General features: G+C 75.8%; 22 protein-coding genes and 2 pseudogenes. 22 read left to right on the top strand and 2 right to left on the bottom strand.

Going from position 1 to position 22,760, the window contains the following annotated elements:
* Window positions 1-117 precede the first annotated feature (117 nt).
* The 9 genes and pseudogenes from ACQ452_RS15950 to ACQ452_RS15910 all read left to right on the top strand — a co-directional run bounded on the left by ACQ452_RS15950 (window position 118) and on the right by ACQ452_RS15910 (window position 7,863).
* A complete protein-coding gene (locus ACQ452_RS15950; RefSeq protein ID WP_433384982.1) occupies window positions 118-456 on the top strand; it encodes a TcmI family type II polyketide cyclase in 339 nt (112 codons plus the stop codon).
* The gene (locus ACQ452_RS15945) at window positions 453-2,147 is read left to right on the top strand and encodes an acetyl-CoA carboxylase carboxyltransferase subunit alpha (protein WP_433384979.1); all 1,695 of its coding nucleotides are present in this window, start codon (window positions 453-455) and stop codon (window positions 2,145-2,147) included. Before ACQ452_RS15950 ends, ACQ452_RS15945 begins: the two co-directional genes overlap by 4 nt.
* An 86-nt stretch (window positions 2,148-2,233) precedes the next feature.
* Entirely contained in the window at window positions 2,234-2,725 is a 492-nt protein-coding gene (locus ACQ452_RS15940) for an acetyl-CoA carboxylase biotin carboxyl carrier protein (protein ID WP_433394184.1), read from the top strand.
* Between the two features lie 13 nt (window positions 2,726-2,738).
* Window positions 2,739-4,106: an acetyl-CoA carboxylase biotin carboxylase subunit gene (locus ACQ452_RS15935; RefSeq protein ID WP_433384976.1), complete on the top strand. Its 1,368-nt coding sequence runs from the start codon at window positions 2,739-2,741 to the stop codon at window positions 4,104-4,106.
* A 9-nt stretch (window positions 4,107-4,115) separates the two neighbouring features.
* Window positions 4,116-4,862 (top strand): SRPBCC family protein, encoded by a 747-nt coding sequence (locus tag ACQ452_RS15930; RefSeq protein WP_433384973.1) that lies wholly within the window; start codon window positions 4,116-4,118, stop codon window positions 4,860-4,862.
* Window positions 4,855-5,118 (top strand): annotated as a pseudogene (locus ACQ452_RS15925) (cupin domain-containing protein); the annotation flags it as partial. The gene ACQ452_RS15930 and the pseudogene ACQ452_RS15925, both read left to right, overlap by 8 nt.
* Window positions 5,119-5,120: 2 nt before the next feature.
* A pseudogene (locus ACQ452_RS15920) lies at window positions 5,121-6,302 on the top strand (beta-ketoacyl-[acyl-carrier-protein] synthase family protein); the annotation flags it as partial.
* Entirely contained in the window at window positions 6,299-7,543 is a 1,245-nt protein-coding gene (locus ACQ452_RS15915; protein ID WP_433384970.1) for a beta-ketoacyl synthase N-terminal-like domain-containing protein, read from the top strand. The pseudogene ACQ452_RS15920 and the gene ACQ452_RS15915, both read left to right, overlap by 4 nt.
* Window positions 7,540-7,863 (top strand): antibiotic biosynthesis monooxygenase family protein, encoded by a 324-nt coding sequence (locus tag ACQ452_RS15910; RefSeq protein WP_433384967.1) that lies wholly within the window; start codon window positions 7,540-7,542, stop codon window positions 7,861-7,863. Before ACQ452_RS15915 ends, ACQ452_RS15910 begins: the two co-directional genes overlap by 4 nt.
* Before the next feature lie 31 nt (window positions 7,864-7,894).
* On the opposite strand, the gene ACQ452_RS15905 is transcribed toward ACQ452_RS15910, so the two are convergent.
* Complete coding sequence (locus ACQ452_RS15905) at window positions 7,895-8,971, bottom strand: S66 peptidase family protein (protein WP_433384964.1); 1,077 nt, start codon at window positions 8,969-8,971, stop codon at window positions 7,895-7,897.
* A gap of 459 nt (window positions 8,972-9,430) precedes the next feature.
* On the opposite strand from ACQ452_RS15905, the gene ACQ452_RS15900 reads away from it, so the two are divergent.
* On the top strand, window positions 9,431-10,813 hold the full coding sequence (locus tag ACQ452_RS15900) for a class I adenylate-forming enzyme family protein (RefSeq protein WP_433384961.1): 1,383 nt from the start codon (window positions 9,431-9,433) through the stop codon (window positions 10,811-10,813).
* Here the strand turns inward: ACQ452_RS15900 and ACQ452_RS15895 are convergent.
* Window positions 10,744-11,502, bottom strand: a complete 759-nt coding sequence (locus tag ACQ452_RS15895; protein WP_433384958.1) for a 4'-phosphopantetheinyl transferase family protein — start codon at window positions 11,500-11,502, stop codon at window positions 10,744-10,746. The genes ACQ452_RS15900 and ACQ452_RS15895 overlap by 70 nt on opposite strands.
* Window positions 11,503-11,517: 15 nt before the next feature.
* On the opposite strand from ACQ452_RS15895, the gene ACQ452_RS15890 reads away from it, so the two are divergent.
* The 12 genes from ACQ452_RS15890 to ACQ452_RS15835 all read left to right on the top strand — a co-directional run bounded on the left by ACQ452_RS15890 (window position 11,518) and on the right by ACQ452_RS15835 (window position 22,727).
* Complete coding sequence (locus tag ACQ452_RS15890) at window positions 11,518-11,784, top strand: acyl carrier protein (protein WP_433384955.1); 267 nt, start codon at window positions 11,518-11,520, stop codon at window positions 11,782-11,784.
* Window positions 11,784-12,029: an acyl carrier protein gene (locus ACQ452_RS15885; protein WP_433384952.1), complete on the top strand. Its 246-nt coding sequence runs from the start codon at window positions 11,784-11,786 to the stop codon at window positions 12,027-12,029. Before ACQ452_RS15890 ends, ACQ452_RS15885 begins: the two co-directional genes overlap by 1 nt.
* On the top strand, window positions 12,022-13,104 hold the full coding sequence (locus ACQ452_RS15880) for a beta-ketoacyl synthase N-terminal-like domain-containing protein (protein WP_433384950.1): 1,083 nt from the start codon (window positions 12,022-12,024) through the stop codon (window positions 13,102-13,104). The genes ACQ452_RS15885 and ACQ452_RS15880 overlap by 8 nt, the downstream gene beginning before the upstream one ends.
* Window positions 13,101-13,676, top strand: coding sequence for a beta-ketoacyl synthase chain length factor (locus ACQ452_RS15875; protein WP_433384947.1), 576 nt, complete (start codon window positions 13,101-13,103; stop codon window positions 13,674-13,676). Before ACQ452_RS15880 ends, ACQ452_RS15875 begins: the two co-directional genes overlap by 4 nt.
* Window positions 13,673-15,289: a class I adenylate-forming enzyme family protein gene (locus ACQ452_RS15870; RefSeq protein WP_433384944.1), complete on the top strand. Its 1,617-nt coding sequence runs from the start codon at window positions 13,673-13,675 to the stop codon at window positions 15,287-15,289. The genes ACQ452_RS15875 and ACQ452_RS15870 overlap by 4 nt, the downstream gene beginning before the upstream one ends.
* A complete protein-coding gene (locus tag ACQ452_RS15865) occupies window positions 15,286-16,524 on the top strand; it encodes a beta-ketoacyl-[acyl-carrier-protein] synthase family protein (protein WP_433384942.1) in 1,239 nt (412 codons plus the stop codon). Before ACQ452_RS15870 ends, ACQ452_RS15865 begins: the two co-directional genes overlap by 4 nt.
* Before the next feature lie 70 nt (window positions 16,525-16,594).
* On the top strand, window positions 16,595-17,704 hold the full coding sequence (gene hppD, locus ACQ452_RS15860) for a 4-hydroxyphenylpyruvate dioxygenase (RefSeq protein WP_433394182.1): 1,110 nt from the start codon (window positions 16,595-16,597) through the stop codon (window positions 17,702-17,704).
* Window positions 17,701-18,630, top strand: coding sequence for a phytanoyl-CoA dioxygenase family protein (locus ACQ452_RS15855; RefSeq protein WP_433384939.1), 930 nt, complete (start codon window positions 17,701-17,703; stop codon window positions 18,628-18,630). Before hppD ends, ACQ452_RS15855 begins: the two co-directional genes overlap by 4 nt.
* A 1-nt stretch (window position 18,631) precedes the next feature.
* Window positions 18,632-19,429: a DUF3050 domain-containing protein gene (locus ACQ452_RS15850; RefSeq protein ID WP_433384936.1), complete on the top strand. Its 798-nt coding sequence runs from the start codon at window positions 18,632-18,634 to the stop codon at window positions 19,427-19,429.
* 29 nt (window positions 19,430-19,458) lie between these two features.
* On the top strand, window positions 19,459-20,397 hold the full coding sequence (locus ACQ452_RS15845) for a thiamine pyrophosphate-dependent dehydrogenase E1 component subunit alpha (protein WP_433394181.1): 939 nt from the start codon (window positions 19,459-19,461) through the stop codon (window positions 20,395-20,397).
* Window positions 20,398-21,369: an alpha-ketoacid dehydrogenase subunit beta gene (locus ACQ452_RS15840; protein WP_433384933.1), complete on the top strand. Its 972-nt coding sequence runs from the start codon at window positions 20,398-20,400 to the stop codon at window positions 21,367-21,369.
* On the top strand, window positions 21,369-22,727 hold the full coding sequence (locus tag ACQ452_RS15835) for a hypothetical protein (protein WP_433394179.1): 1,359 nt from the start codon (window positions 21,369-21,371) through the stop codon (window positions 22,725-22,727). Before ACQ452_RS15840 ends, ACQ452_RS15835 begins: the two co-directional genes overlap by 1 nt.
* Window positions 22,728-22,760: the final 33 nt, after the last annotated feature.

The following is a 22,760-nucleotide window of genomic DNA, read 5'->3' as shown; positions in this document are numbered from 1 at the left end:
GTCGTTCGACAGTTGGTGACGCCGCGGTGACGGCCGTGCCCGCATCGTGTCGCCAGTCGTCCGGGTCGGCCGGCGCCCATCGTCGCCGCCGCCGGATGTCGTGGAGGGAGGTCCGTCATGGAGCGTTCGCTGATCGTCGCGAAGGTGGTGCCGAGCGCCGAGGCGCGCGTCGCCGAGATCTTCGCCGAGTCCGACGCGACCGAGCTGCCGCGCCTGGTCGGGGTGCGGCACCGGTCGCTCTACCGGCTGGGGGAGATCTACGTGCACCTGCTGGAGACGGAGACGCCGGGCGGGGCGGCGGTCGAGGCGGCCCGGGGGCACCCCGAGTTCGCCCGGGTCAGCGCGCGGCTGCGCCCGTACGTCTCGCCGTACCTGCCGACGTGGCGGGAGCCGCGCGACGCCATGGCGCGCTGCTTCTACCGCTTCGACGCCGCGCCCGCCGGGCGGCCGTCGTGACCGCCGTCGCGCCCCGCGAGGAGCAGCTCTGGTCCCGGTGCGGCGGCTGCGCCACCCTGCTGTACCGCAAGCGGCTGCGACGCAACCTCGACGTCTGCCCCGAGTGCGGCGCGCACGCCCGGGTGGACGCGCCCGAACGGCTGCGGCAACTCGTGGACCCGGGGTCGTTCACGGCCCTGCCGGACCGCCCGGCCGAGGTCGACCCGATCGGCTTCGTCGATCTGCTGCCGTATCCGCACCGGCTCACCGCGGCGCGGGCCGGCACCGGCCTGGCCGAGGCCGTCGTCTGCGGCACGGGCACCGTCGGCCGGCATCCGTGCGCGCTCGCCGTGATGGACTTCCGGTTCCTCGGCGGCAGCCTCGGTTGCGTGGTCGGGGAGCTGATCACCCGGGCCGCCGAGCGGGCGCTGGCCGACAGGATCCCGCTGGTCCTGGTCACCGCCTCCGGCGGGGCGCGGATGCAGGAGGGCGCACTGTCGCTGATGCAGATGGCCACGGTCAGCCAGGCCGTCGCCGCGCTGCGGGAGGCCGGCCTGCTCACGGTCAGCGTGCTCACCGACCCGACGTACGGGGGCGTGGCCGCCTCGTTCGCCACCAACACCGACGTGCTGCTCGCCGAGAGCGGCGCGCGGATGGGCTTCGCCGGTCCCCGGGTGATCCGGCAGGTCACCGGCCGGGACCTGCCGGCGGGCTTCCAGAGCGCCGACTTCCTGTTGCGACACGGCCAGGTGGACATGGTGGTGCCCCGGCACGCCCTGCGGGGCCGGCTGGTGGCGCTGCTCGCCGCTGCCGCCGGGCGGCGTCCGGCGGCGGCGCGGGCCGGCGTACCACGCCCGGAGCCGCCGGTGGACCGCCCGTCCGCGCCGCCGCCGGACGCGGACGCCTGGCAGACGGTACGGCTGGCGCGGCATCCGGGCCGCCCGACCACGCTGGACTACCTGGAGACGGCGTTCGACGGCTTCGTCGAGTTGCACGGCGACCGCCTCGGTGCGGACTGCCCGGCCGTCGTGGGTGGGCTGGCCCGGCTCGACGGCCGGGCCGTGATGGTGGTCGGGCACCAGAAGGGTCACACCACGGCCGAGCTGGTCGCCCGCAACTTCGGGATGGCCAGCCCGGCGGGGCACCGCAAGGCGCTGCGGCTGATGCGTCTCGCCGCCCGCCTCGGCCTGCCGGTGGTCACCCTGGTCGACACCCCCGGGGCGGATCCCGGCGTGAGCGCGGAGGAGCATGGCCAGGCGGCGGCCATCGCGGAGAACATCCTCGCCCTGACCGTGCTGCCCACGCCCGTCGTGGCCGTGATCACCGGCGAGGGCGGCAGCGGTGGCGCGCTGGCCCTCGCGGTGGCCGACCGGGTGCTCATGTTCCAGCACGCCGTCTACTCGGTGATCAGCCCGGAGGGCTGCGCCGCCATCCTCTGGCCCGACCGGGGCGCCGCACCGCAGGCGGCCCGCGCGTTGCGGCTGACCGCGCCCGACCTGTGCCGCCTCGGGGTCGTCGACGACCTCGTACCCGAGCCGGCCCCGGCGGCCCACCACGATCCGGAGGCCGCCGCCCGGGCGCTGCGCGAGGCGGTGCTGGCGCACCTGCTGCCGCTGCTCGACGTGCCGCCGGCCACGCTGGTGCGCCGACGGCGGCAGCGTTTCCGGCGCTTCGGTGCCGCCCGCCTCGGCACGCGGGCGGGTGCCCGGTGAGCGCCGGCGTGCACCCGGTGCCCGACGCGCAGCCGACGCCCGAAGCGCGGCCGGGGCACGGTGGGCTCCCCGGCGGCGACCGCCCCGTGCCCGAAGCGCGGGCCGCGTCCGACCCGTGGGCCGCGCCCGGCGTGCCGGCGGGGAACGGCACCGGGCACGGGCTGGACGCCCTGCTGGCCGGGCTGCGCCACCTCGTCGCGGAACTCGCCGGCCCGCTGCGGCGGGTGCGGCTACGCAGCGGGGACACGGTGCTGGAGGTGGAGTGGCCCGAGCCCGCCGCGGCGGCGGCCGGGGGCGCGCTTGTCGTGCCGTCCCCGCCGGCCGGGTCGTCGCCGGGCCGGTACGCCGTGCGCTCGCCCATCGTCGGCACGTTCTACCGGGGGCCGGAGCCGGGCGCCGCGCCCTTCGTCGCCGTCGGCGATCCGGTGCACCCCGGGCAGGTCATCGGCATCATCGAGGCGATGAAGCTGATGAACGAGGTGACCGCCGAGCGGGGCGGCCGGGTCGCCGAGGTCCTCGCCACCGACGGCGAGCCTGTCGAGTACGACCAGCCGCTGGTCGCCCTGGATCCGGCGTGAGGGGCGGACCGCGATGTTCGAGAAGGTGCTGATCGCCAACCGGGGGGAGATCGCCCTGCGGGTGCTGCGTGCCTGCCGCGAGCTGGGGGTGCGTACGGCGGTGGTCTACTCCACCGCGGACGCCGACTCCACGGCGGTGCGCCTGGCCGACCAGGCCGTGCGGATCGGGCCGCCGGCCAGCCGGCGCAGCTACCTCAACGCTGCCGCGATCGTGGAGGCCGCCCGGCAGGTGGGTGCGCAGGCGGTGCACCCCGGCTACGGGTTCCTCTCGGAGGACGCCGACTTCGCCGAGATCTGCGCCGACAACGGTCTCGTCTTCATCGGCCCGCCGCCGGAGGTGATGTCCGTGCTGGCCGACAAGTCGTCCGCGCGGGCGTTGATGCGCCGGGCCGGGCTGCCCCTGCCGCCGGGCAGCGTCGCGCCGGTGCCGTCGGCCGCCGCGGCGGCCCAGGTGGCGGCCGAGGTGGGCTATCCGGTGATCGTCAAGGCCGCGGCGGGCGGCGGGGGGCGCGGCATGACGGTGGTCGCCGCCCCGGCGGAGCTGCCCCGGGCGTACGCGCGGACCCGGGCCGCCGCGCAGGCCGCCTTCGGCGACGACCGGGTGTACGTCGAGCGGTTCCTCACCGGCGCCCGGCACGTCGAGGTGCAGGTGCTGTGTGACTCGCACGGCAACGGCGTGCACCTGGGCACCCGGGACTGCTCGGTGCAGCGCCGGCACCAGAAGCTCGTCGAGGAGGCGCCCGCCCCGTCGCTGTCGGCCGCGACCGTGGAGGCCATCGCGCGGTGCGCCCTGCGCGGTGCCCTGTACGCGGGGTTCACCGGCGCCGGCACTGTGGAGTTCCTCGTCGATCCCGACGAGCGGTTCCACTTCCTGGAGATCAACTGCCGGATCCAGGTCGAACATCCCGTGACCGAGATGATCACCGGGGTCGACCTGGTGCACGAGCAGCTGCACATCGCCGCGGGGGTGCCGCTGCGCTGGCGGCAGGAGGACATCCGGCCGCACGGCGTCGCCATCGAGTGCCGGGTCAACGTGGAGGACCCGGAGCGCGGCTTCGTGCCGACCCCCGGCCGGCTGGAGCGCTTCGTCCCGCCCGGCGGCCCGTTCACCCGGGTCGACACGCACGGGTACGCCGGCTACCTGTTCGGCCCGCACTACGACTCCCTGCTGGCCAAGGTGGCGGTCTGGGCGCCGGACCGGGAACTCGCGCTCAACCGGCTGGAACGCGCCCTCGACGAGTTCGACATCGCCGGGCCCGGCGTGTGCACCACCATCCCGTTCGTCCGGCGGGTGCTCGACGACGCCGGGTTCCGTAAGGGCCGCTACTGCACCGCCCTGGTCGACCAGTTGCTCGCCGGCCCGCCCGACGCACACCACTAGGAGGCTCCGATGACCGTCACCCATGGCCGTCCGCTCACCGCCGAGATCACCGACATCCTGGTGGCCAACTGCGGGTTGGACGCCGACGCGGCCGCCCGCGCCCCGGCGGCCTCCCTGGAGGAGCTCGGCATGGACTCGCTGGCGCTGCTCGAACTGTCCGCCGTGGTCGCCGACCGGTGGCAGGTGCAGCTTCCCGAGCAGGCCGGGCAGCTCAGCGTCGCCGGCGTGGCCGAGCTGGTCGCCCGCCGCGCGGACCCGCCCGGACACACCGAGAACAGCGTCCTGATCGCCGCGCCGCTGCCGCTGGTCTGGGACGTCACCAACGACGTCGCCAACTGGCCGGAGCTGTTCACCGAGTACGCCCGCGTCGAGATTCTGCACCGCGACGGCGACACCGTGCGGTTCCGGCTCACCATGCACCCCGACGAGAACGGGACGGCGTGGAGCTGGGTCAGTGAGCGCACCGCCGACGTGGGCACCCGGCAGGTCCGCGCCCGGCGGGTGGAGACCGGGCCGTTCGAGTACATGCGCATCCACTGGCGTTACGCCCAGGAGACCGGCGGCACCCGGATGACCTGGGTGCAGGACTTCGCGATGAAACCGACCGCGCCGGTGGACAACGCCGGCATGACCGACCGGATCAACGCCAACAGCGCGGTGCAGCTCGCCGTCATCAGGGAGAAGATCGAGCGGCTGGCCGGTGGCGATCCCGGGCCGGCCGGCGCGCGCGCGGCGACGGGTGCCGGCGATGAGTGAGCGCACCCCGCGGCCGGTCGTGGCCGCCACCGTCGCGCCCGACAGCCGCCGCGGCGGTGAGCTGCGCGTGCTGCTCGGCCCGAAGTCCGTCGGCAGCACCTCCGGCTTCATGGGGGTGGCGACGCTGCGCCCGGGGGAGCGGATCGCCGAGCACTACCACCCGTACAGCGAGGAGTTTCTCTACCTGGCGCGGGGCGCCATCACCGTCGACCTCGACGACCGTCCGGTGCCGTTGGCCGCCGGGGAGGCGCTCTTCGGCGCACGGCGACCCGGCGGATCAGTTTCTTCGACCCGTCGGCGTTCCGGTCCCAGATCGCCGCCGAGTGCGACTTCGACCCGGTCGCCGCCGGCCTCACCGACGCGGAGCAACGCCGCGCCGACCGGTACGTGCAGTTTGCCCTGGCGTGTGCCGCCGAGGCGCTCGGCGACGCGGGGCTGGAACTCACCGATGCCGAACGGGACCGGGCCGGGGTGGTGCTCGGCACCGCCGTCGGCGGCACCACGGCCCTGGAGCGGGAGTACGTGACGCTCAGCGACACCGGCCGCCGGTGGCTGGTCGACCCCGCGCGCGGCGGCCCCTACCTTTACCAGGCGCTCGTGCCCAGCAGCCTCGCGGCCGACGTGGCGTGCCGGCACGGGCTGCACGGCCCGGCGCAGGTGGTCTCCACCGGCTGCACCTCCGGCATCGACGCCATCGGCTACGCCCATCAGCTCATCGCCGACGGCGAGGCCGACATCGTGCTGGCCGGGGCCGCCGACTCGCCGATCTCCCCGGTGACCGTCGCCTCCTTCGACGCGATCAAGGCGACCAGCCCGGACAACGACGACCCGGCGCACGCCTCCCGCCCGTTCGACGCCGACCGGCACGGTTTCGTCCTCGCCGAGGGTGCGGCCGTGCTGGTGCTGGAGGAGGCCGGGCGCGCCCGCCGCCGCGGTGCGCACGTGTACTGCGAGGTGGCCGGCTACGCCAGCCGCAGCAACGGCTACCACATGACGGGGTTGCGGCCCGACGGGCTGGAGATGGGACTGGCCATCTCGGACGCGCTGAAGCAGGGCCGCATCGCCCCCGGCGAGGTCTCCTACATCAGCGCCCACGGCTCCGGCACCCGGCAGAACGACCGGCACGAGACCGCCGCGTTCAAGCGGGCGCTGGGCCAGGCCGCGTACGGGGTGCCGATCAGTTCGATCAAGTCGATGGTGGGGCACTCGCTCGGCGCGATCGGCTCGATCGAGATGGCGGCGTGCGCGCTGGCGGTGGAGTTCGGGGTGGTGCCGCCGACGGCCAACTGGTCCACCCGGGACCCGGAGTGCGACCTGGACTACGTGCCGAACGAGGCGCGGGAGTTGCCGGTCGACGTGGCGCTCTCGGTCGGCAGCGGGTTCGGCGGTTTCCAGTCGGCGATGGTGTTCCGCCGGTTGCCCGGGTCGGTGCTGCCGTGACCGCGCGGGCCGTGGTGACCGGCATCGGCGTCGTCGCGCCCAGCGGGATCGGCGTGGACGCGCACTGGCGTACGGTGCTCGCCGGCACCCGCCGCACGGGGCCGATCACCCTGTTCGACCCCGCCGGCTATCCCACCCGCCACGGCGGGGAGGTGCCCGGCTTCGACGCCGCCGCGTACGCCGACAACCGCCGGCTGGTGCAGACCGACCGGTGGACGCATCTCGGCTTCGCGGCCACCCGGTTGGCGCTGACCGACGCCGGGCTGCCCGAGCGGGCCCCGGACCCGTACGGCTACGCCGTGACCCTGGCCAGCTCGTCGGGCGGGAACCTGTTCGGCCAGCGGGAGCTGCAACGGCTCTGGGGTGGGCCGTCGCGCACCGTCGGGGCGTACCAGTCGATCGCCTGGTTCTACGCGGCCAGCGTCGGGCAGCTTTCCATCCACCACCAGTTCAAGGGGCCGAGCGGGGTGCTGGTCGCGGAGACCGCCGGCGGGCTGGACAGCCTTGCGCACGCCGCGCGGGCGGTGCGCCGGGGCACGCCGGTGGTGATCGCCGGGGCCACCGAGTGCCCGCTGAGCCCGTACGCCCTGGCCTGCCAGCTACGCTCCGGCCTGCTCAGCGAGTGCGCCGACCCGGAGCGGGCCTACCGGCCGTTCGACGCCGCCGCCAGCGGCTACCTGCCCGCCGAGGGCGGCGCGGTCTTCGTGGTGGAGGAGCTGGGTCACGCGCTGTCGCGGGGCGCCCGGGTGTACGGCGAGGTGAGCGGTTGGGGGGCCACCCACGACGCCGCGCACACCGGGCCGGACACGGCCGGCGATGCCGGCCAGTACGCCCGCGCGATGCGGCTGGCCCTGGACCGGGCCGGGGTCGGGCCGGAGGCGGTGGACGTGGTGCTGCCCGACGCGCTCGGCGTGGCCCGCTACGACCGCAGCGAGGCCGGCGCGCTGCGCGCCGTCTTCGGCGACCGGCCGCCCCCGGTGAGCACCCAGAAGCCGCTGACCGGCCGCGCGCACCAGGGCGGTTCCGCGCTGGACGTGGCCACCGCGCTGCTCGCCTTCGCGCACGACACGCTGCCGGCCTCCGCCGGGCCGGACGAGGTGGCCGAGGGCTGCGAGTTGGACTTCCTGCGGGAGCACCGGCGGCCACGCAGCCGGCTGGCGCTGGTCTGCGCCCGCGGTTTCGACGGTTTCAACAGCGCGCTGGTCCTGCGGGGGGCCGCGCCGAGGGGAGTGGCGACATGAGCGAGCAGCGGGCGCGGGTGGTGTTCCTGGTGCGGGTGCCGCGCGAGCGCACGGAGGCGTTCCTGGCCGCGTACGAGGCGGTCCGGCACCTGGTGGCCGGCGGGGTGCCGGGGCACCTCGTCGACCAGGTCTGCCGCTCCTCGGCGGACCCGGAGCAGTGGCTGATCACCAGCGAGTGGGCCCGCCTGGCCGACTTCGAGGCGTGGGAACGCAGCCCGGAGCACCGGGACCTGGTCCGGCCCATGCGGGAGTGCTTCACCGACGCCCGGTCGCTGCGCTTCCTCGTCCATGCGCAGACGCCCGCCGCGGCACCGGCCTGAGCCCGGCGGCGGGGGCGACCCGGCAGGCCGGCTACCGCACGCCGGCCTGCACGGTCAGGGTCCCGGCCTCGGCGTCGATCGTGGCCCGGGCGCCGAGCGGTACGGTGAGCTGGCCGTTGCCGTGCCCGAGGGGCAGCCCGCCGAGCACCGGGACGCCGAGGTCGTAGAGGCGGTCCTTGAGCACGGACGCGGCGTCCCACTCGCCGGGCTCGCCGATGCTGTTGGTGATCTGGCCGATCGCCACCCCGGCGACCCGGCCCAGTACGCCCACCCGGCGCAGCTCGGTCAGCATCCTGTCGTAGTCGTACGGAGCCTCGTCCACGTCCTCGAAGAACAGGATGGCGCCGTCGAAGTCCGGGGCGTCCCGGGCGCCCAGCGAGGTCGAGATCAGGGTCAGGCACCCGCCGAGCAGCCGGCCGGTGGCCCGGCCCGGCACCATGACGGGGGCGGCGGTCTCGGCCGGGTCCCGGGTGATGGTCATCGGCGCGGTGGTCATGACCGCCCGGCGCAGCGCCTCGGCCGACTCCGGACCGGTCCGGCTGTCCGTCCAGTTGACCATCGGGCCGTAGAAGCCGACCAGGCCGGCCTCGCGGCACAGTCGACCGTGGATGCTGGTGATGTCGCTGAACCCGACCACGACCTTCGGGTCGCGGCGCAGGGCGGCCACGTCGAGCCGGTCCACGATCCGCTGGGTGCCGTAGCCGCCGCGGGCGGCGAAGACGGCCCGGACCCCGGGGTCGGCGAACGCGGCGTTGACGTCGGCCAGCCGCTGCGCGTCGGTGCCGGCCAGGTAGCCGTGCCGGGCGTAGACGTGCCGGCCCAGCTCCACCTGGAGGCCCCAGCCACGGAGGATCGCGATGCCGCGCTCCATCAGGGCGGGGTCCGGGGTGCTGCCGGGCGACACCACCCGCACCCGGTCACCGGGGGCCAGGGCCCGGGCCAGCAGCGGTGTCCGCCCGCCGCGCGGGGCCGCCCGGGCCGCCCCGCCGGTGCCGACCAGCAGCGCGCCACCGGCCGCCGCCGCGGCCCCGGCGTGCAGCACGCGCCGCCGCGACAGGGCCGCGTCGGCGGGTTCCGTCGTGGTGGTGACCTCGTCGGAATTCCGCATCGGTGTCCTCTCCGTCGTGCCGCTACCAGCCACCCGGGCCGGCTATAAATCAGTGTGCGTCGATGTTGTCGGCCGTCGCAACCGCCCGGTGGGCCCGGCCCAAGCGCCGCCGGGCCGGGCGTCGCTCGGGCCGGTCGTCCGGTGGCGGGGGGTGCCGCGCCGGCGCCCCGACGTCCGCCAGCCGCCCTGCACCTGCCGTCGGAGGGGCCACCATCAGCCGTCCGGTGCGCCTTTCGCGCCGTCCGCACGATGGGTCATCCGGCGGTTACCCTCGGCCCATGTACGCGCCCGACCCTGCCCGCCGAACCGGGCGTGGGCATCCGGCCGGCCGCCCTTTCTGATCCAGCCATTCGCATCTAGCTATGCCTTTGAACGCCGTCGTAAGGTTCCCCGCAGCACCCCGACAGGCGCACCTTGATGGGCGGTTACGCCCTGTTTGAGGCTGGGCGGTGAACGGTAGTGGCGACGGGAAATCCTGCGGCAACAGACCCGGGCTGGGTCGATGAAATCCTGCTCGATGGCCCCTCGGCCGACATTTGTCTCCGACTGCCCGAACCGGTCGACCGGGGCACCCTGCGCCGGCTGGTGACCGACGCGCAGGCCCGCCTGCACGCCGCCGGACTGCGCCCCGGGGGCGCCGCCGCGCTGCGGCTGCCGCCCTCGCTGGCGTACGTGGCGAACCTGCTGGCGACCTGGCGTGGCGGGGCGCAGGCGATCCTGCTCGACCACCGGCTCACCGACCACGAGGTCGACCGGGCACTCACCCGGCTCACCCCGCAGGTGGTCGTGGCCCCCGTGCGCGCCGGCGGCGGGCTGCGCGTCTTCGTCGACGTCACCGAGGGCGTCACCGCGTACGCCGACCGCCCGGCCGTGAGCGGGCACGCGCTGATCCAGCTCAGCTCCGGCTCCACCGGACCGTCCAAGGTGATCGGTCGCGGCGCGGCCGACCTGGTCGCCGAGGTGCGCCGCTACACCCACATCGACGGTGTGGCGCTACCCGGTGAGCGGATCATCCTGCTGCCCTCGGTCGTGCACGTGCTCGGCCTGGTCGGCGGCCTGCTGTACGGCCTGCACGCCGGCGCCGAACTGGTCGCGCCGCAGCGCCTCGCCGGCGACGCCGTGCTGGCCGCGATCGCCGCCGCCGACTCGCCGGCCACCGTGCTCGGCGTGCCGTTCCACATCGGACTGCTCGCCTCCACCCGGCCCGCCGGCCCGCTGCCACCGTTCCGGCGGATGACCACCGGCGGCGAGCTGGTCCCGGCCGCCGTCGCCCGCGCCTTCACCGACCGCTACGGCGTGCCGCTGGGCAACATGTACGGGATGACCGAGGTCGGCGTCATCGGCACCGACCTGCACGGCCGGCACCGCCCGTCGGTCGCCCCGGCGCCCGGTCTCGACGTCCGCGCGGTCGACGGGGAGCTGTGGGTGAGCTGCCCCGCGTCGCCGTACGTCGGGCCGGGCGACCCCACCCGCTGGGCCGACGGCTGGCTGCGTACCCGCGACGCCGGCACCGTCGACGCGGACACCGGCCTGGTCACCGTCCGCGGGCGGCTCGACTCGCAGGTCTCGGTGGGCGGCCTCAAGGTCGACCTGACCGAGGTGGAGGCGACGGTCGCCGAGCTGCCCGGCGTCGCCGCCGCCGTGGTCGTCTTCGACGGCGGCATCACCGCCTACGTGCAGCCGGACGGGCCGCTGTCCGAGGACACGCTCGACGTGCTGATCGGCGAGCGGCTGGCCGGCTACAAGCGTCCCCGTCTCCTGCGGCTGGTGGATCAGCTACCCCGCACGACCACCGGCAAGCTGGTCCGTTCGGCCGACGCGCTGCGCACGGCGGCGACGTGACCGCCACCGGGCATCGCCGCCCCGACGTCGGGCACCACCTCGACCCGCACCACCACCTCGACCCGCGCGGCGTCGACGGCGACCGCCAGGACCAGGCCGTCGCCCACGCGCGGGTGCCCCACCCGCAGCCGCGCCAGAGCGGGCACCGGCCACAGCGCCACGGGCACCCCGCCGGGCGCGGGGTGCGGCGGCGACCAGTCGGTGCCGACGGGCACGGGCATCCGCCGGCGCAGTCCGCCGGCGCGCAGCCCCACCCCCAGCGCCTTGCCCACGGCCTCCTTCGCCGTCCACAACCGCAGGAAGTCCAGCACCTGCCCGTCGGCGGGCCGGCCGGCCAACCACGCGGCCTCGGCGTCGGCGTACCACCGGCGGGCCAGCGCCAGCGCGGGCAGCGGGCGGCACCGCTCCACGTCGATGCCCACCGGCCCGGCGGGGCGGGCCGCGACCGCCAGCACCGGGCCGCACCGGCTGACGCTGACCGGCAGCCGCAGCCGGCCGCCCGCGCCGCGCACCGCGACCCGCGGACCCCCGTCGCGACCGCGCCCCACCACGATCTGCGCCTCCGGCCAACCGAGCAGCGTGGCACCCGCCCGCCGCAACAGCCGGCCGGCCGGGACCGGCCGACCGCCGTCACCCCGGCCGATCCACACGTACGCGGTGTCCCGACCCGACACCGGTGACCGGCTCACAGGAAGAGGTTAACCATGCGACCCGAGATCCGCGCCTTCGTCGTCGAGCAGCTCGAGGACATGAACTACGACGTCGAGGGCATCGACGACGGCACGACGCTCGGCCCGTCCGGGGTGGACCTGGAGTCGTTGGCCCTGGCCGACCTCGCCGTGCGGGTGGAGGACCGCTACGGCGTGAAGTTCGCCGACGACGAGTCCGAGATGCTGGCCCTGATGACGGTCGGCGAGTTCACCGCGCTGGTCGCCGGCCGGGTCGCCGGGACGACGAGCGGCAACCCCTGATGGCCGGTCGCCCCGACCTGGACCGGGCCGAGCTGGTGGGCATGCTCGCCGACCTCGCCGGGAAGCCACCCGCCGAGCTCGGCGACCGGATCGGCTCCATGGAACTGGCCTGGCTCGTGCACCTCGTCGAGCAGCGCCACGAGCGGCGGCTGGAGCTGACCGACGACCAGCTCGCCGGCATCCGGACCGTCGACGACGCCCTGGCGGTCCTGCGGGCCGCCCTGACCGCCGCCGCCGATGGCTGAGCGGCCGGCCGTCCACCTCACCGGCCTGTACGCCGGCAGCGCCCTCGGCCGGGGAACCGACGCGCAGCTCGCGGGCGTGCTCGCCGGCGTACCGACGTTCCGGCCGGTGGACCGCTTCGACACGGCGGCCCGGCGGGTCGACGCCGCCGCCACCCTGCCGGATCACGGCGACCTGGCCGACGAGCTCGCCGTCGCGGTCGACGCGGCCTGCCGGGACGCCGGGCTCGACGCCGCCCGCCGCGCCGGCACCGCCCTGCTGCTGGCCGTGCACGGCGGGGCGGCCGTGCCGGCGCTCACCACGGCGCTGGCCGCCCGCACAGGGCTGACCGGCCCGGCCCAGGCGTACACCACCGCCTGCGTCTCGGCGAGCAGCGCGGTCGCCGACGCCGCCGCCCTGATCCGTCGGGGCGACGTCACGCGGGCGGTGGTGGCCGCCGGCTACCTGGTCGAAGCGGACCAGTACGCCCTCTTCGACGCCGGGCGCGCCCTCGCCACCGACGGCGCGGTGCGCCCGTTCAGCGTCGGCCGCACCGGCCTGCTGCTCGGCGACGGCATCGCCGCGGTGGTGCTGGAGTCGCCGGCCGTCGCCCGGAGGCCGGTCGCCGACCTGCTCGGCTGGGGCCGGGCCGGGGACGCCCACCACCCCTGCCACCCCGAACCGGGCGGGCGCGGCCTGGTCCGCGCGCTCACCTCGGCGCTGCGCCGGGCGGGGCTCGCGGCGGCGGCCGTCGGGTACGTCAACGCCAACGCCACCGGCGCCGGGCCCGGCGACGCCGCCGAGGCCGCCGCGCTGCGCACCGCGCTCGGCGCGGCGGCGACCCGCGTGCCCGTCAGCTCCACCAAGGCGCTGCACGGGCACGCCCTGGAAGCCTCCGGCCTGCTGGAACTGGTGGTGACGGTGCTCGCCCTGCGGCACGCGAGCCTGCCCGTCAACGCCGGCTGGCTCGGCCCCGACCCGGCCTGCCCGCTGGACGTCATCCGTGACACCCCCCGGCCCCCCGGCACCCGGTACGCGCTGAGCCTCAACGCCGCCTTCGGCGGTGCCGGCACCGCGCTGCTGGTCGGTGCCCCGTGAGCAGCGGCGGCGGGCACACCGGCGGTGGTCCGGCGACGGACGCCCGGCTCACCGTGCTGGCCGAGGCGGCCTGGCCCGAGCCGGGCGACGGCCCGCCACCGTCGCTGCCCGGATACGTGCACTCCAGCTTCCCGCCCCTGGTCGCGGCGGTCGCCGAGCGCTGCCTGACCCGGGCGTACGGCCAGCGGCCGGCACCCGACGGCGAGCGGACTGCGATCGTGCTGCTCAGCGCGGCCGGCGACCGGGCCAGCGCGGCGCACGTGCGGGCCACCGTCGCCGCCGGCGGGCGGCCCGGGCCGCTGTTCTTCTTCCAGTCGGTGCCCAACAGCGTGGCCGGGCACGTGGCCGCCCGCTGGGCGCTGGGCGGGCCGGTGCTCTGCCTCGCGCCGGGCGGCGACCCGCGCACCGAGGGCCTCGCCGAGGCGGGGCTGCTGCTGCACGACGGCGACGCCGACCGGGCGCTGCTGGTCCTGATCGAACAGGCGCCCGACGACGGTGCCACGCGGGACGCGGGCGTCGCGCCCGGCACCCGGGCCGTCGCGGTGCTGCTGGGGGGAGGAGACACACCATGAGGAACAGGGGACTGCGCGCGGCGCTGGCCGCCGACGAGCGGATCGGCGCCGGCAACGTGCTGGCCCGGGTGCTGGCGCACGGCGCCGACCCGGCCGGGCCGGGCCTCACCTTCGACACCGCCGTGGACGGTCACCCGGCCGAGCACCCGCTCACGCTGGGCCGACTCGACGAGCTGGTGGCCGCCCGCGCCGCCTGGTTGCACGCGCGGGGGATCACGCCCCGTGACCCGGTCGCCGTGTGGGCCACCGCCGCCGCCGACATGGTGCTCAGCTTCCTCGCGCTGACCCGGATCGGCGCGATCCCGGCGCTGATGAACGGCGGGCTGCCCCCCGGGATCGCCGCCGAGTACGTGCGCCGGCTGCGCGGCGTCGGTGTGCTCGCCGACGACGCGCACACCGCCCTGCTGGCGGGGCACGACCTCGGCGTGCCGGTGCTCGGCACCCCCGCCGAGGCCGGCACCGGCGACCCGGCCGCCGCGCCACAGCATTACCGCCACGACGCCGACGACCCGGTCGTCATCACCCACACCTCCGGCACCACGGGGGTGCCCAAGGCGGTGCTGCACTCGCACGCCAGCCTGTTCGCCGCCACCCGGCACCTGCTTGCCATGCCGCAGGCGCAGGGCACCCACCGCATCCTCAACGCGCTGCCCGCCCCGCACACCGCCACCGTGCTCATGGTCAACCAGGCCCTCGGCAACGCCGCCGGGATGCTGCTCCTCTCCGACCAGGGCGGGGATCGGGTGCTGGAAGCGATCCGGCGCTGGCGCCCCGACGGGGTGTTCGGGTTCTCCGTGACCTGGGCGGAGCTGGCCCGCTTCGACCTGGCCGCGTACGAGCTGGACTCGGTGTCGCTGTGGTTCAACACCGGCGACTGCTCCCACGAGCCGCACGTACGCCGGCTGGTCGCGGTCGGCTCCCGCGAGGTGGTGACCCGCGAGGGGGTGACCCGGGTGCCCGGCTCGGTCTTCATCGACGGACTCGGCTCCAGCGAGATGGGGCACTCGATGTTCCACATCACCCACCGCGTCGACACCGACCGGTACGGCCGCTGCGTCGGCCGGCCCTACGAGTTCGCCAGGGTCGCCGTGCTCGACGCCGGGGGCGACCCGGTGCCGGCCGGCCAGGTGGGCTGGCTCGGTGTCGACTCGCCGACGCTGTTCCGCGGCTACTGGAACGACTCCGTCACCACGTACCGGTCCCGCCAACGCGGCTGGTACCTCACCGGCGACCTGGTCCACGCCGACGCCGACGGCCGCTACCACCACCTGGACCGGGCCGTCGACGCCGTCGACGCGGGCGACGGACGGTGGTTCTACACCGCGCTGTCCGAGGAGCGGGTCCTCACCGCCTGCCCCGACGTCACCGACTGCACGGTGGTGATCACCTCGGGGGCCGGCGGGGTGGTCACCGACGTGCTGCTGGAACTCGCCGCCGGCGCCGACCCGGCGCAGGACCGCACCGGGGTGGTCCGCGCCGCGCTCGGCCCGGACGTCGGCGCGACCCTGCGCCGGGTGGTGCCGGTCGGCTCCGCCGACATCCCGGTCACCGTCACCGGCAAGGTACGCAAGGTGGCCCTACGGGAGCGGTATCTCACCGAGTCGCCGTCGTGACCGCCGTCATCACCGGGATGGGGCTGTTCACCCCCGCGGGGCGCGGCGTCGAGGCCACCTTCGACGCGCTCCGCACCGGGCGCTCCGGGCTGGCCCGACCCTGGGCCGGTCACCCGGCCGCCGAATCGCTGGAGGTGGCCGGCGTGCTCCCGCGGATCGACCCGCGTACGGTCGCCACCGGCCCGGAGACCCGGGTGCTGGACCGGATCGTGGTGCTCGCCCTGCTCGCCGCCGCCGACGCGCTCGCCGACGCCGGCATAGAGGTGGGCCGGGACGTGGACCCGGGCCGCATCGGGGTGATCGTCGGCGGCGTCGGCGGCCTGTCCACCCTGGAGACGCAGGTGCTGGCCCGCGCCGAGCGCGGCCGGGCGGCGGTCAGCCCGTACCTGCTCACCGGCATCCTGCCGAACATGCCGGCCGCCCGGATCGCCATCCGGTACGGCATCCGCGGCTACGCCTCGTCGGTCGGCACCGCCTGCGCCTCCGGTGCCCAGGCGGTCGCCGACGCGGTGCGACTGATCCGCGCCGGGGAGGCCGACGTGGTGCTCTGCGGTGCCAGCGAGGCCCCGCTGTTCCCCACGTTCGCCGACGCCTTCGGCAACGCCCGGGCGTTGGCCCGGGGCTGGGCCGACCCCACCGCGGCGAGCCGGCCGTTCGACGCCCGCCGCAACGGGTTCGTCCTCGCCGAGGGCGCGGCCCTGCTGGTGCTGGAACGCAGCGGGCACGCCGCCGCCCGGGGTGCCGCCGGTTACGCCGAGGTCGCCGGGTACGGGGTGACCACCGACGCGTACCACCCGACGGCCCCCCGACCCGACGGGGCCGGCGCGGCGGAGTGCATGCGGCGGGCCCTGGCCAGCGGTGGTGTGCCCGCCGCGCGGGTCGGCTACGTCAACGCGCACGGCACCGGCACGAAGCTCGGCGACATCGCCGAGACCACCGCACTGGCCGAGGTGTTCGGGGCCGGGGGTGTGCCGGTCAGCTCCACCAAGGCGCTCACCGGCCACCTGCTGGGCGCCTCCGGGGTGCTGGAGGCGGCCGTGACGGCGCTGGCGCTCGGCCGGGGCCTGCTGCCGCCCACGTACAACCTCGACGACCCGGACCCGGCCTGCCCGGCGGACCACATCCGCTACGAACCGCGCGGGACGGACACCCGACACGCGCTGACCAACTCCTTCGGCTTTGGCGGACAGAACGTGAGCCTGCTGCTCCGGCGGGCCGCGCGGGCGAGGGACTGACCCCGCACCACCCCGGGCGGACCGCGCCCGGACGGCAGACCACGGGGGGACCGTGGAAAGGGCTGAGGACATGGACATCCAGGGGATCGACCACATCGAACTCTTCGTCGGCGACGCCCGGCAGGCCGCCTTCTACTTCGACCGGGCGGTCGGCTTCGAACTGCGCGGCCAGGGCGGCCCCGAGACCGGGCTGGCCGGCCAGCGGTCCCTGCTGCTGGGGCAGGGGGAGATCCGGATGCTGCTCACCACCGGGCTCACCGGCGGGCACCCGGCGGCCCGGTACGTGCGGCGCCACGGCGACGGCGTCGCCGTGATCGCGTTGGCGGTCGACGACGCCGCCGCCGCGTACGCCGAGCTGGTGCGCCGGGGCGCGGCGCCGGTGACGCCGCCGAGCACCTTCACCGGCGCGGACACGGAGGTGGTGACCGCCGAGGTGGCCGGGGTCGGTGACGTGCGGCACCGCCTGGTGTCGCGGCGCGGCGACCCGGCCCAGTTCCTGCCCGGCGCGGTCGCGGTGACGCCCCCGCGGGGCGACGGCGGCCGGTTGCTCGTTGACATCGACCACCTGGCGATCTGCGTGCCGCCCGGGCGGCTCGCCGGGACGGTCGGGCACTACCGCGACGTGTTCGGCTTCGCGGAGGTCTTCGCCGAGCGCGTCGAGGTCGCCGGGCAGGCGATGAACTCCACCGTGGTGCGGAGCCCCTCGGGACGGGTCACCCTGGTGCTGCTGGAACCGGACCGCTCCCACCGGCCGGGGCAGCTCGACGCCTTCCTCCAGCAGCACGCCGGTGCGGGGGTGCAGCACCTGGCGCTGCGCACCGACGACATCGTCACCGCGGTCGCCGCCCTAGCCGCGCGGGGCGTGCGCTTCGCCGGCACCCCCGCCAGCTACTACGACGCACTCCAGGCGCGGGTCGGCCCGGTCGACGCGCCGCTGGAGCGGCTGCGCGACCTCGGCGTGCTCGTCGACCGCGACCACGCCGGGCAGCTGCTGCAGATCTTCACCGAGTCCGTGCACGTGCGCCGCACGCTCTTCCTGGAGCTGATCGAGCGGCGCGGGGCGCGGAGCTTCGGCAGCGGCAACATCAGGGCCCTCTACGAGGCCAAGGAACGGGAACTGGCCGCGGCGGGGGAGGGCCGCACCGTCGCGGCCCCGACATCGCAGGAGGTGCGGGCGTGACCGCGACCGAGTTCGAACCGGCCCTGACGGCCGAGGAGGAGGCCCTGCTCCCCTCCGAGCAGGACGTGGCGTCCTACGCCGCGCACGGCTGGTACCTGTCGAAGAAACTGCTCACGGACGACGAGGTGGACGCCCTCGCGGCGGCCGCCGAGCGCTACTACGCGGGCGAGCGGCACCGTCGCCTGCCGGTACGCCCACCGCGGCTCGCCTACTGGGAACCGTCGAAGGGCGCGGTGCAGCGGCACAACGACTACGTCCACCACGAACACGACGGGCTCGCGGCGATCCTGCGCAAGCCACTGCTCGGCGCGGTCGCCGCCCGGCTCGCCCGGGCCACCGAGATCCGCGTCTTCCAGTCCACGCTGATCTACAAACCGCCGGCCGCCGGCGAGCCGTCGAACATCGTGCCCTGGCACTTCGACAAGCACTACTGGGCGTCGTCGTCGTCGGAGGACATGCTCACCGCGTTCATCCCGATGCACGACTGCGGCGAGGAGATGGGCACCATCACGATGGTCGACGGCTCGCACCGCTGGACGGAGGTCGGCGCCGACGACACGGTGGTGCGGCACTTCGCCGAGCGCGACCGCGACCAGTTGGAGGAGATGCTCGCCGAGAACGCCGCCCACAACGGCGTCGAGATCCGCAAGGTGCCGGTGGTGATCCCCAAGGGACACGTGAGCTTCCACCACTGCCGCACCTACCACGGCAGCGGCGCCAACGTCAGCGGACGCCCGCGCCGGGCGGTCTCGCTGCACCTTCAGGACGGCGACAACGCCTGGCGGGGGTACCGCCTCTCCGACGGCACCCTCGCCGCGTACAACCACGACGTGCTGGTCCGCCGCACCCACGACGGGCGGCCGGACTACGCGGATCCCGAGTACTGCCCGGTCATCTGGCGCGACCGCGCCCCGCAGGGAGGCTGACATGTCACGGTACGACTGGGGAAGGACCCACCCGGGGATCGAACGGTTGGAGAAGGCGGTGGGCGACCGCCGCGACGCGGTCGTGCGGCACCCGCTCTACGCCGCCCTCGACACCCACGAGGCGCTCGTCACCTTCATGGAGCACCACGTCTTCGCCGTCTGGGACTTCATGTCCCTGCTGACGTCGTTGCAGCGGCAGCTCACCTGCGTCACCGTGCCGTGGATCCCGACGGGCCCCACGGGCAGCCGCCGCCTGATCAACGACATCGTGATGGTGGAGGAGAGCGACGAGCTGGGCGACGGCTACCTCAGCCACTTCGAGCTGTACGTGCAGGGCATGGGGGAGGCCGGCGCCGACACCACGGCCGTGGAGGGGCTGGTCGACCTGCTGCGGGCCGGCCGGCCGGTGGCCGAGTCGCTGGTCGCCGCAGGCGTGCCCGCGCCGTCCGCGGCGTTCGCCGCCACCACCTGGCGGATCATCGAGACGACCCCGGTGCACTGCCAGGCCGCCGCCTTCGCCTTCGGCCGCGAGGACCTGATCCCCGACATGTTCACCCAGGTCGTCGCCGTCAACGAGCGCAGCCGGCGGCTGCACACGTTCGTCGACTACCTCCAGCGGCACATCGAGGTCGACGGCGAGCAGCACACCCCGATGGCGATGCAGATGCTCGCCGACCTGTGCGGCGACGACGACGCGAAGTGGTGGGAGTGCGCGGACACCGTCAACACCGCGCTCACCGCCCGCGCCCAGCTCTGGGACGACATCCTCGCCGCGGTCGAGGAGGGCCGCGGCCGGTGACCGACGCCGAGGCGGTCCGGCTCTACCGGATGGTGCGGCTGATCCGCCGCTTTGAGGAACGGGCCATCGAGCTGGTCCGCTCCGGGCACGTCGTCGGCGGCATCCACCCGTACCTGGGGCAGGAAGGGATCGCCGCCGGGGTCTGCGCCGCCCTGGGCGCCGCCGACGTGATCGCCGGCACCCACCGGGGGCACGGGCACGTGCTCGCCAAGGGCGCCGACCCGGCCCGGATGCTCGCGGAGCTGTGCGGCCGGGTCACTGGCCTCAACGCCGGGCGGGGCGGCTCGATGCACGCCGCCGACTTCGGCGTCGGCGTGCTCGGCGCCAACGCCATCGTCGGCGCGTCCGGGGCGATCGTCACCGGCGCGGTGTGGGCACGCCGCCGCCGGGGCGACGACACCGTCGGGGTGAGCTTCTTCGGCGACGGCGCGGTCAACGAGGGGATGCTGCTGGAGGCGTTCAACCTGGCCGCGCTGTGGCGGGTGCCGGTGCTGTTCGTCTGCGAGAACAACGGCTACGCCACCACCATGCCCGTCGCGGGCGCGGTCGCCGGCAGCATCCCCGGCCGGGCCGCCGCCTTCGACATCCCGGCCGCCGTCGTGGACGGCCAGGACCCCGAGGCGGTACGCGACGCCGCGGCCGCCGCCGTCGCCCGGATGCGCGCCGGCGGCGGCCCCGAGCTGATCGAGGCGCTGACCTACCGGTTCGACGCCCACCACACCTTCGAGCACGCGATACGCCTCGACTACCGCCCGCCCGACGAGGTGGCCCGGGGCCGCGCCCGCGACCCGGTGCACATCCAGGGCGCCCGGCTGCCCGACGCCGTGCGGGCCGGGGTGGACGCCGAGGTCGAGGCCACGCTCGCGGCGGCCGTCGAGTTCGCGCTCGCCGGCGCCGAACCGGACCCGGCCGACGCCCTGGCGCACCTGTACGCCAGCGGCCTGACCGCCCGCACCGGAGGTGGGTAGATGACCCGGCTGTCCTACCGCAGGGCGCTCACCCGGGCGCTCGCCGACGAGCTGGCCCGCGACGACTCGGTGTTCCTGCTCGGCGAGGACATCCGGGTGGCCGCCTCGCACGTCACCGCCGGGCTGTTCGCGCGGTTCGGCCCGCAGCGGGTGCTGGACACGCCGCTGTCGGAGCAGGCGTTCACCGGCTTCGCCACGGGGGCGGCGCTGGCCGGGATGCGCCCGGTGGTGGAGTTCCAGATCCCGTCGCTGCTGTTCCTGGTCTTCGAGCAGATCGTCAACCACGCGCACAAGTTCCCGCTGATGACCGGCGGGCAGTGCGCGGTGCCCGTCACCTACCTGGTGCCCGGCTCCGGTTCCCGTACGGGCTGGGCGGGGCAGCACTCCGACCACCCGTACGGCCTCTTCGCCCACGCCGGGGTGACCACCGTGGTGCCGGCCACCCCGGCCGACGCGTACGGGCTGCTGGTGTCGGCGGTGCGCTGCGCCGACCCGGTGGTGGTCTTCGCCCCGGCCGGGGCGCTGGACGTGCGCGCCGACGTGGACCTCGCCGCGCTCGCGCCGGTGCCGCTGGGGCGGGCCCGGGTGCACCGGCGCGGCGACGACGTGACGGTGGTCGCGGTGGGGCACCTGGTGCACGACGCCCTCGCGGTCGCCGAGGAGGTGGCCGGCGAGGTGTCGGTGGAGGTGTTCGACCCGCGCACGCTCCACCCGTTCGACTGGGACGCCCTCGCCGAGTCGGTGGCGCGCACCGGGCGGCTGGTGGTGGTGGACGACTCCAACCGCTCCTGCGGCATCGCCGGGGAGATCATCGCGACCGTCGTCGAGCGGGTGCGGCTGGTGGCGCCGCCACGGCGGGTCACCCGCCCTGACGGCGCGGTGCTGCCGTTCGCCCCGGCGCTGGACCGGGCCGTGCAGCCCAGCCGCGAACAACTCCTGGCCGCCATCGCGAACGTCATGAGGGACGGATGATGAACGACGCCGACTACCGCTGGCCCCCCGCCGCCAGGGCGTGGCTCGACCTGCCCGCGCCGATCCGCGCCGAGATGGTGACCGCCGGCGCCGGGTCCTGGCGGGAGGTCTTCGACGGCCGGGCCACGTACAACGAACGGTGGCGGCTGGCCCGGCCGCCCGTGATGGACGAGACCTCGTTGGGCGTGCTCAACGCCGTCTCCGACCGCCTCGCCCAGCTCATCTTCGAGGCGTGCCGGCGGCGGGCCGCCACGGCGGGGGAGCTGCGCCGGCTGCTGGACGTGCCCGACGGCGAGACCCGGCTGCTCGACGACGACGAGCCGCTGACCGAGGCGCTGCTGGACGCGTTCCGGCCGGACGTGCTGCTCAGCGACGGGGTGCCCCGGTTCGTGGAATACAACATCGACAGCAGCCTCGGTGGGGCGTTCGACGCGGACACCACGGTGCGCCGCTTCGTCGCGCTCTACCGGCGGCGCGGCCTCACCGACCGGGTCCGGCTGGCGGCGGCACCCTCGGCCGTGGACCGGCGGTTCGCCGCGATCCGCGCCGGTCTCGGCCTGCCCGCCGGCGCCCGCGTCGCCATGCTGATCGACTTCGACGCCGAGTACCCGGGACTCGACGACCCGGGTCGCTTCGTCCGGCTGCTGTCGCCGGTGGTCGAGCGGGCCGCCGTCGCCGGCCTGGACCTGGTCATCGCGCCGGTGGCCGGGGTCACGCTCGACGACCGGAGTCGGCTCGTGGCCGACGGCGCCCCCGTCGACGGGGTGTTGCGGCTCTTCGTGCCCAACCGGGTCACCGCCAGCGCCGGGGTGGACGCGCTGGCGGCCGGGCTGGCGGCGGGCACGGTGCCGATGTGGGTGTCGGCGGCGGCCTGGCTCATCGCCAACAAGCGCGCCTTCGCCTGGCTGTGGGAGGACGCCGACGCCCTGCCGGCGGCGGACCGGGACCTGGTGCACCGGTACGTGCCGCGTACCTGGTCGCTCACGGCCGACCTGCTCGACCGGGCGGTCACCGACCGGGCCGACCTGGTGGCGAAGCCGGCCGGCGGCTCCGCCGGGGTGGACGTGCTGATCGGCCGGGAGACCGACGCCGACGCGTGGCGCGACGGGCTGACCCGCGCCGTCGGGCGGGGCGGCTTCATCCTCCAGGAGTACGTGCCCTCCGACGACGTCCCGCTGGACTTCGTGCGGATCGAGACGGGCGAGACGGTGAGCGCCGAGGTGCCGTACAGCATCGCCCCGTACCTGTTCGGCCGCCGGCCCGCCGGCGCCTGCGTCCGCACCGGCTTCCCCGGCTGCGACGGGGTGCTCAACCTGGCCCGCGGCGTGCTGCTCTCCGGCCTGCTGGTGGTCGACTGACGCGCGGCGGCCCCGGTCGACCGCAGGGGTCGC

Origin of the sequence: Micromonospora sp. KLBMP9576 (assembly GCF_050941805.1) — a bacterium.
Lineage (GTDB): Bacteria > Actinomycetota > Actinomycetes > Mycobacteriales > Micromonosporaceae > Micromonospora.
The sequence above is the reverse complement of the archived record's forward strand: the minus strand, read 5'-3'. Positions and strand labels throughout refer to the sequence as shown.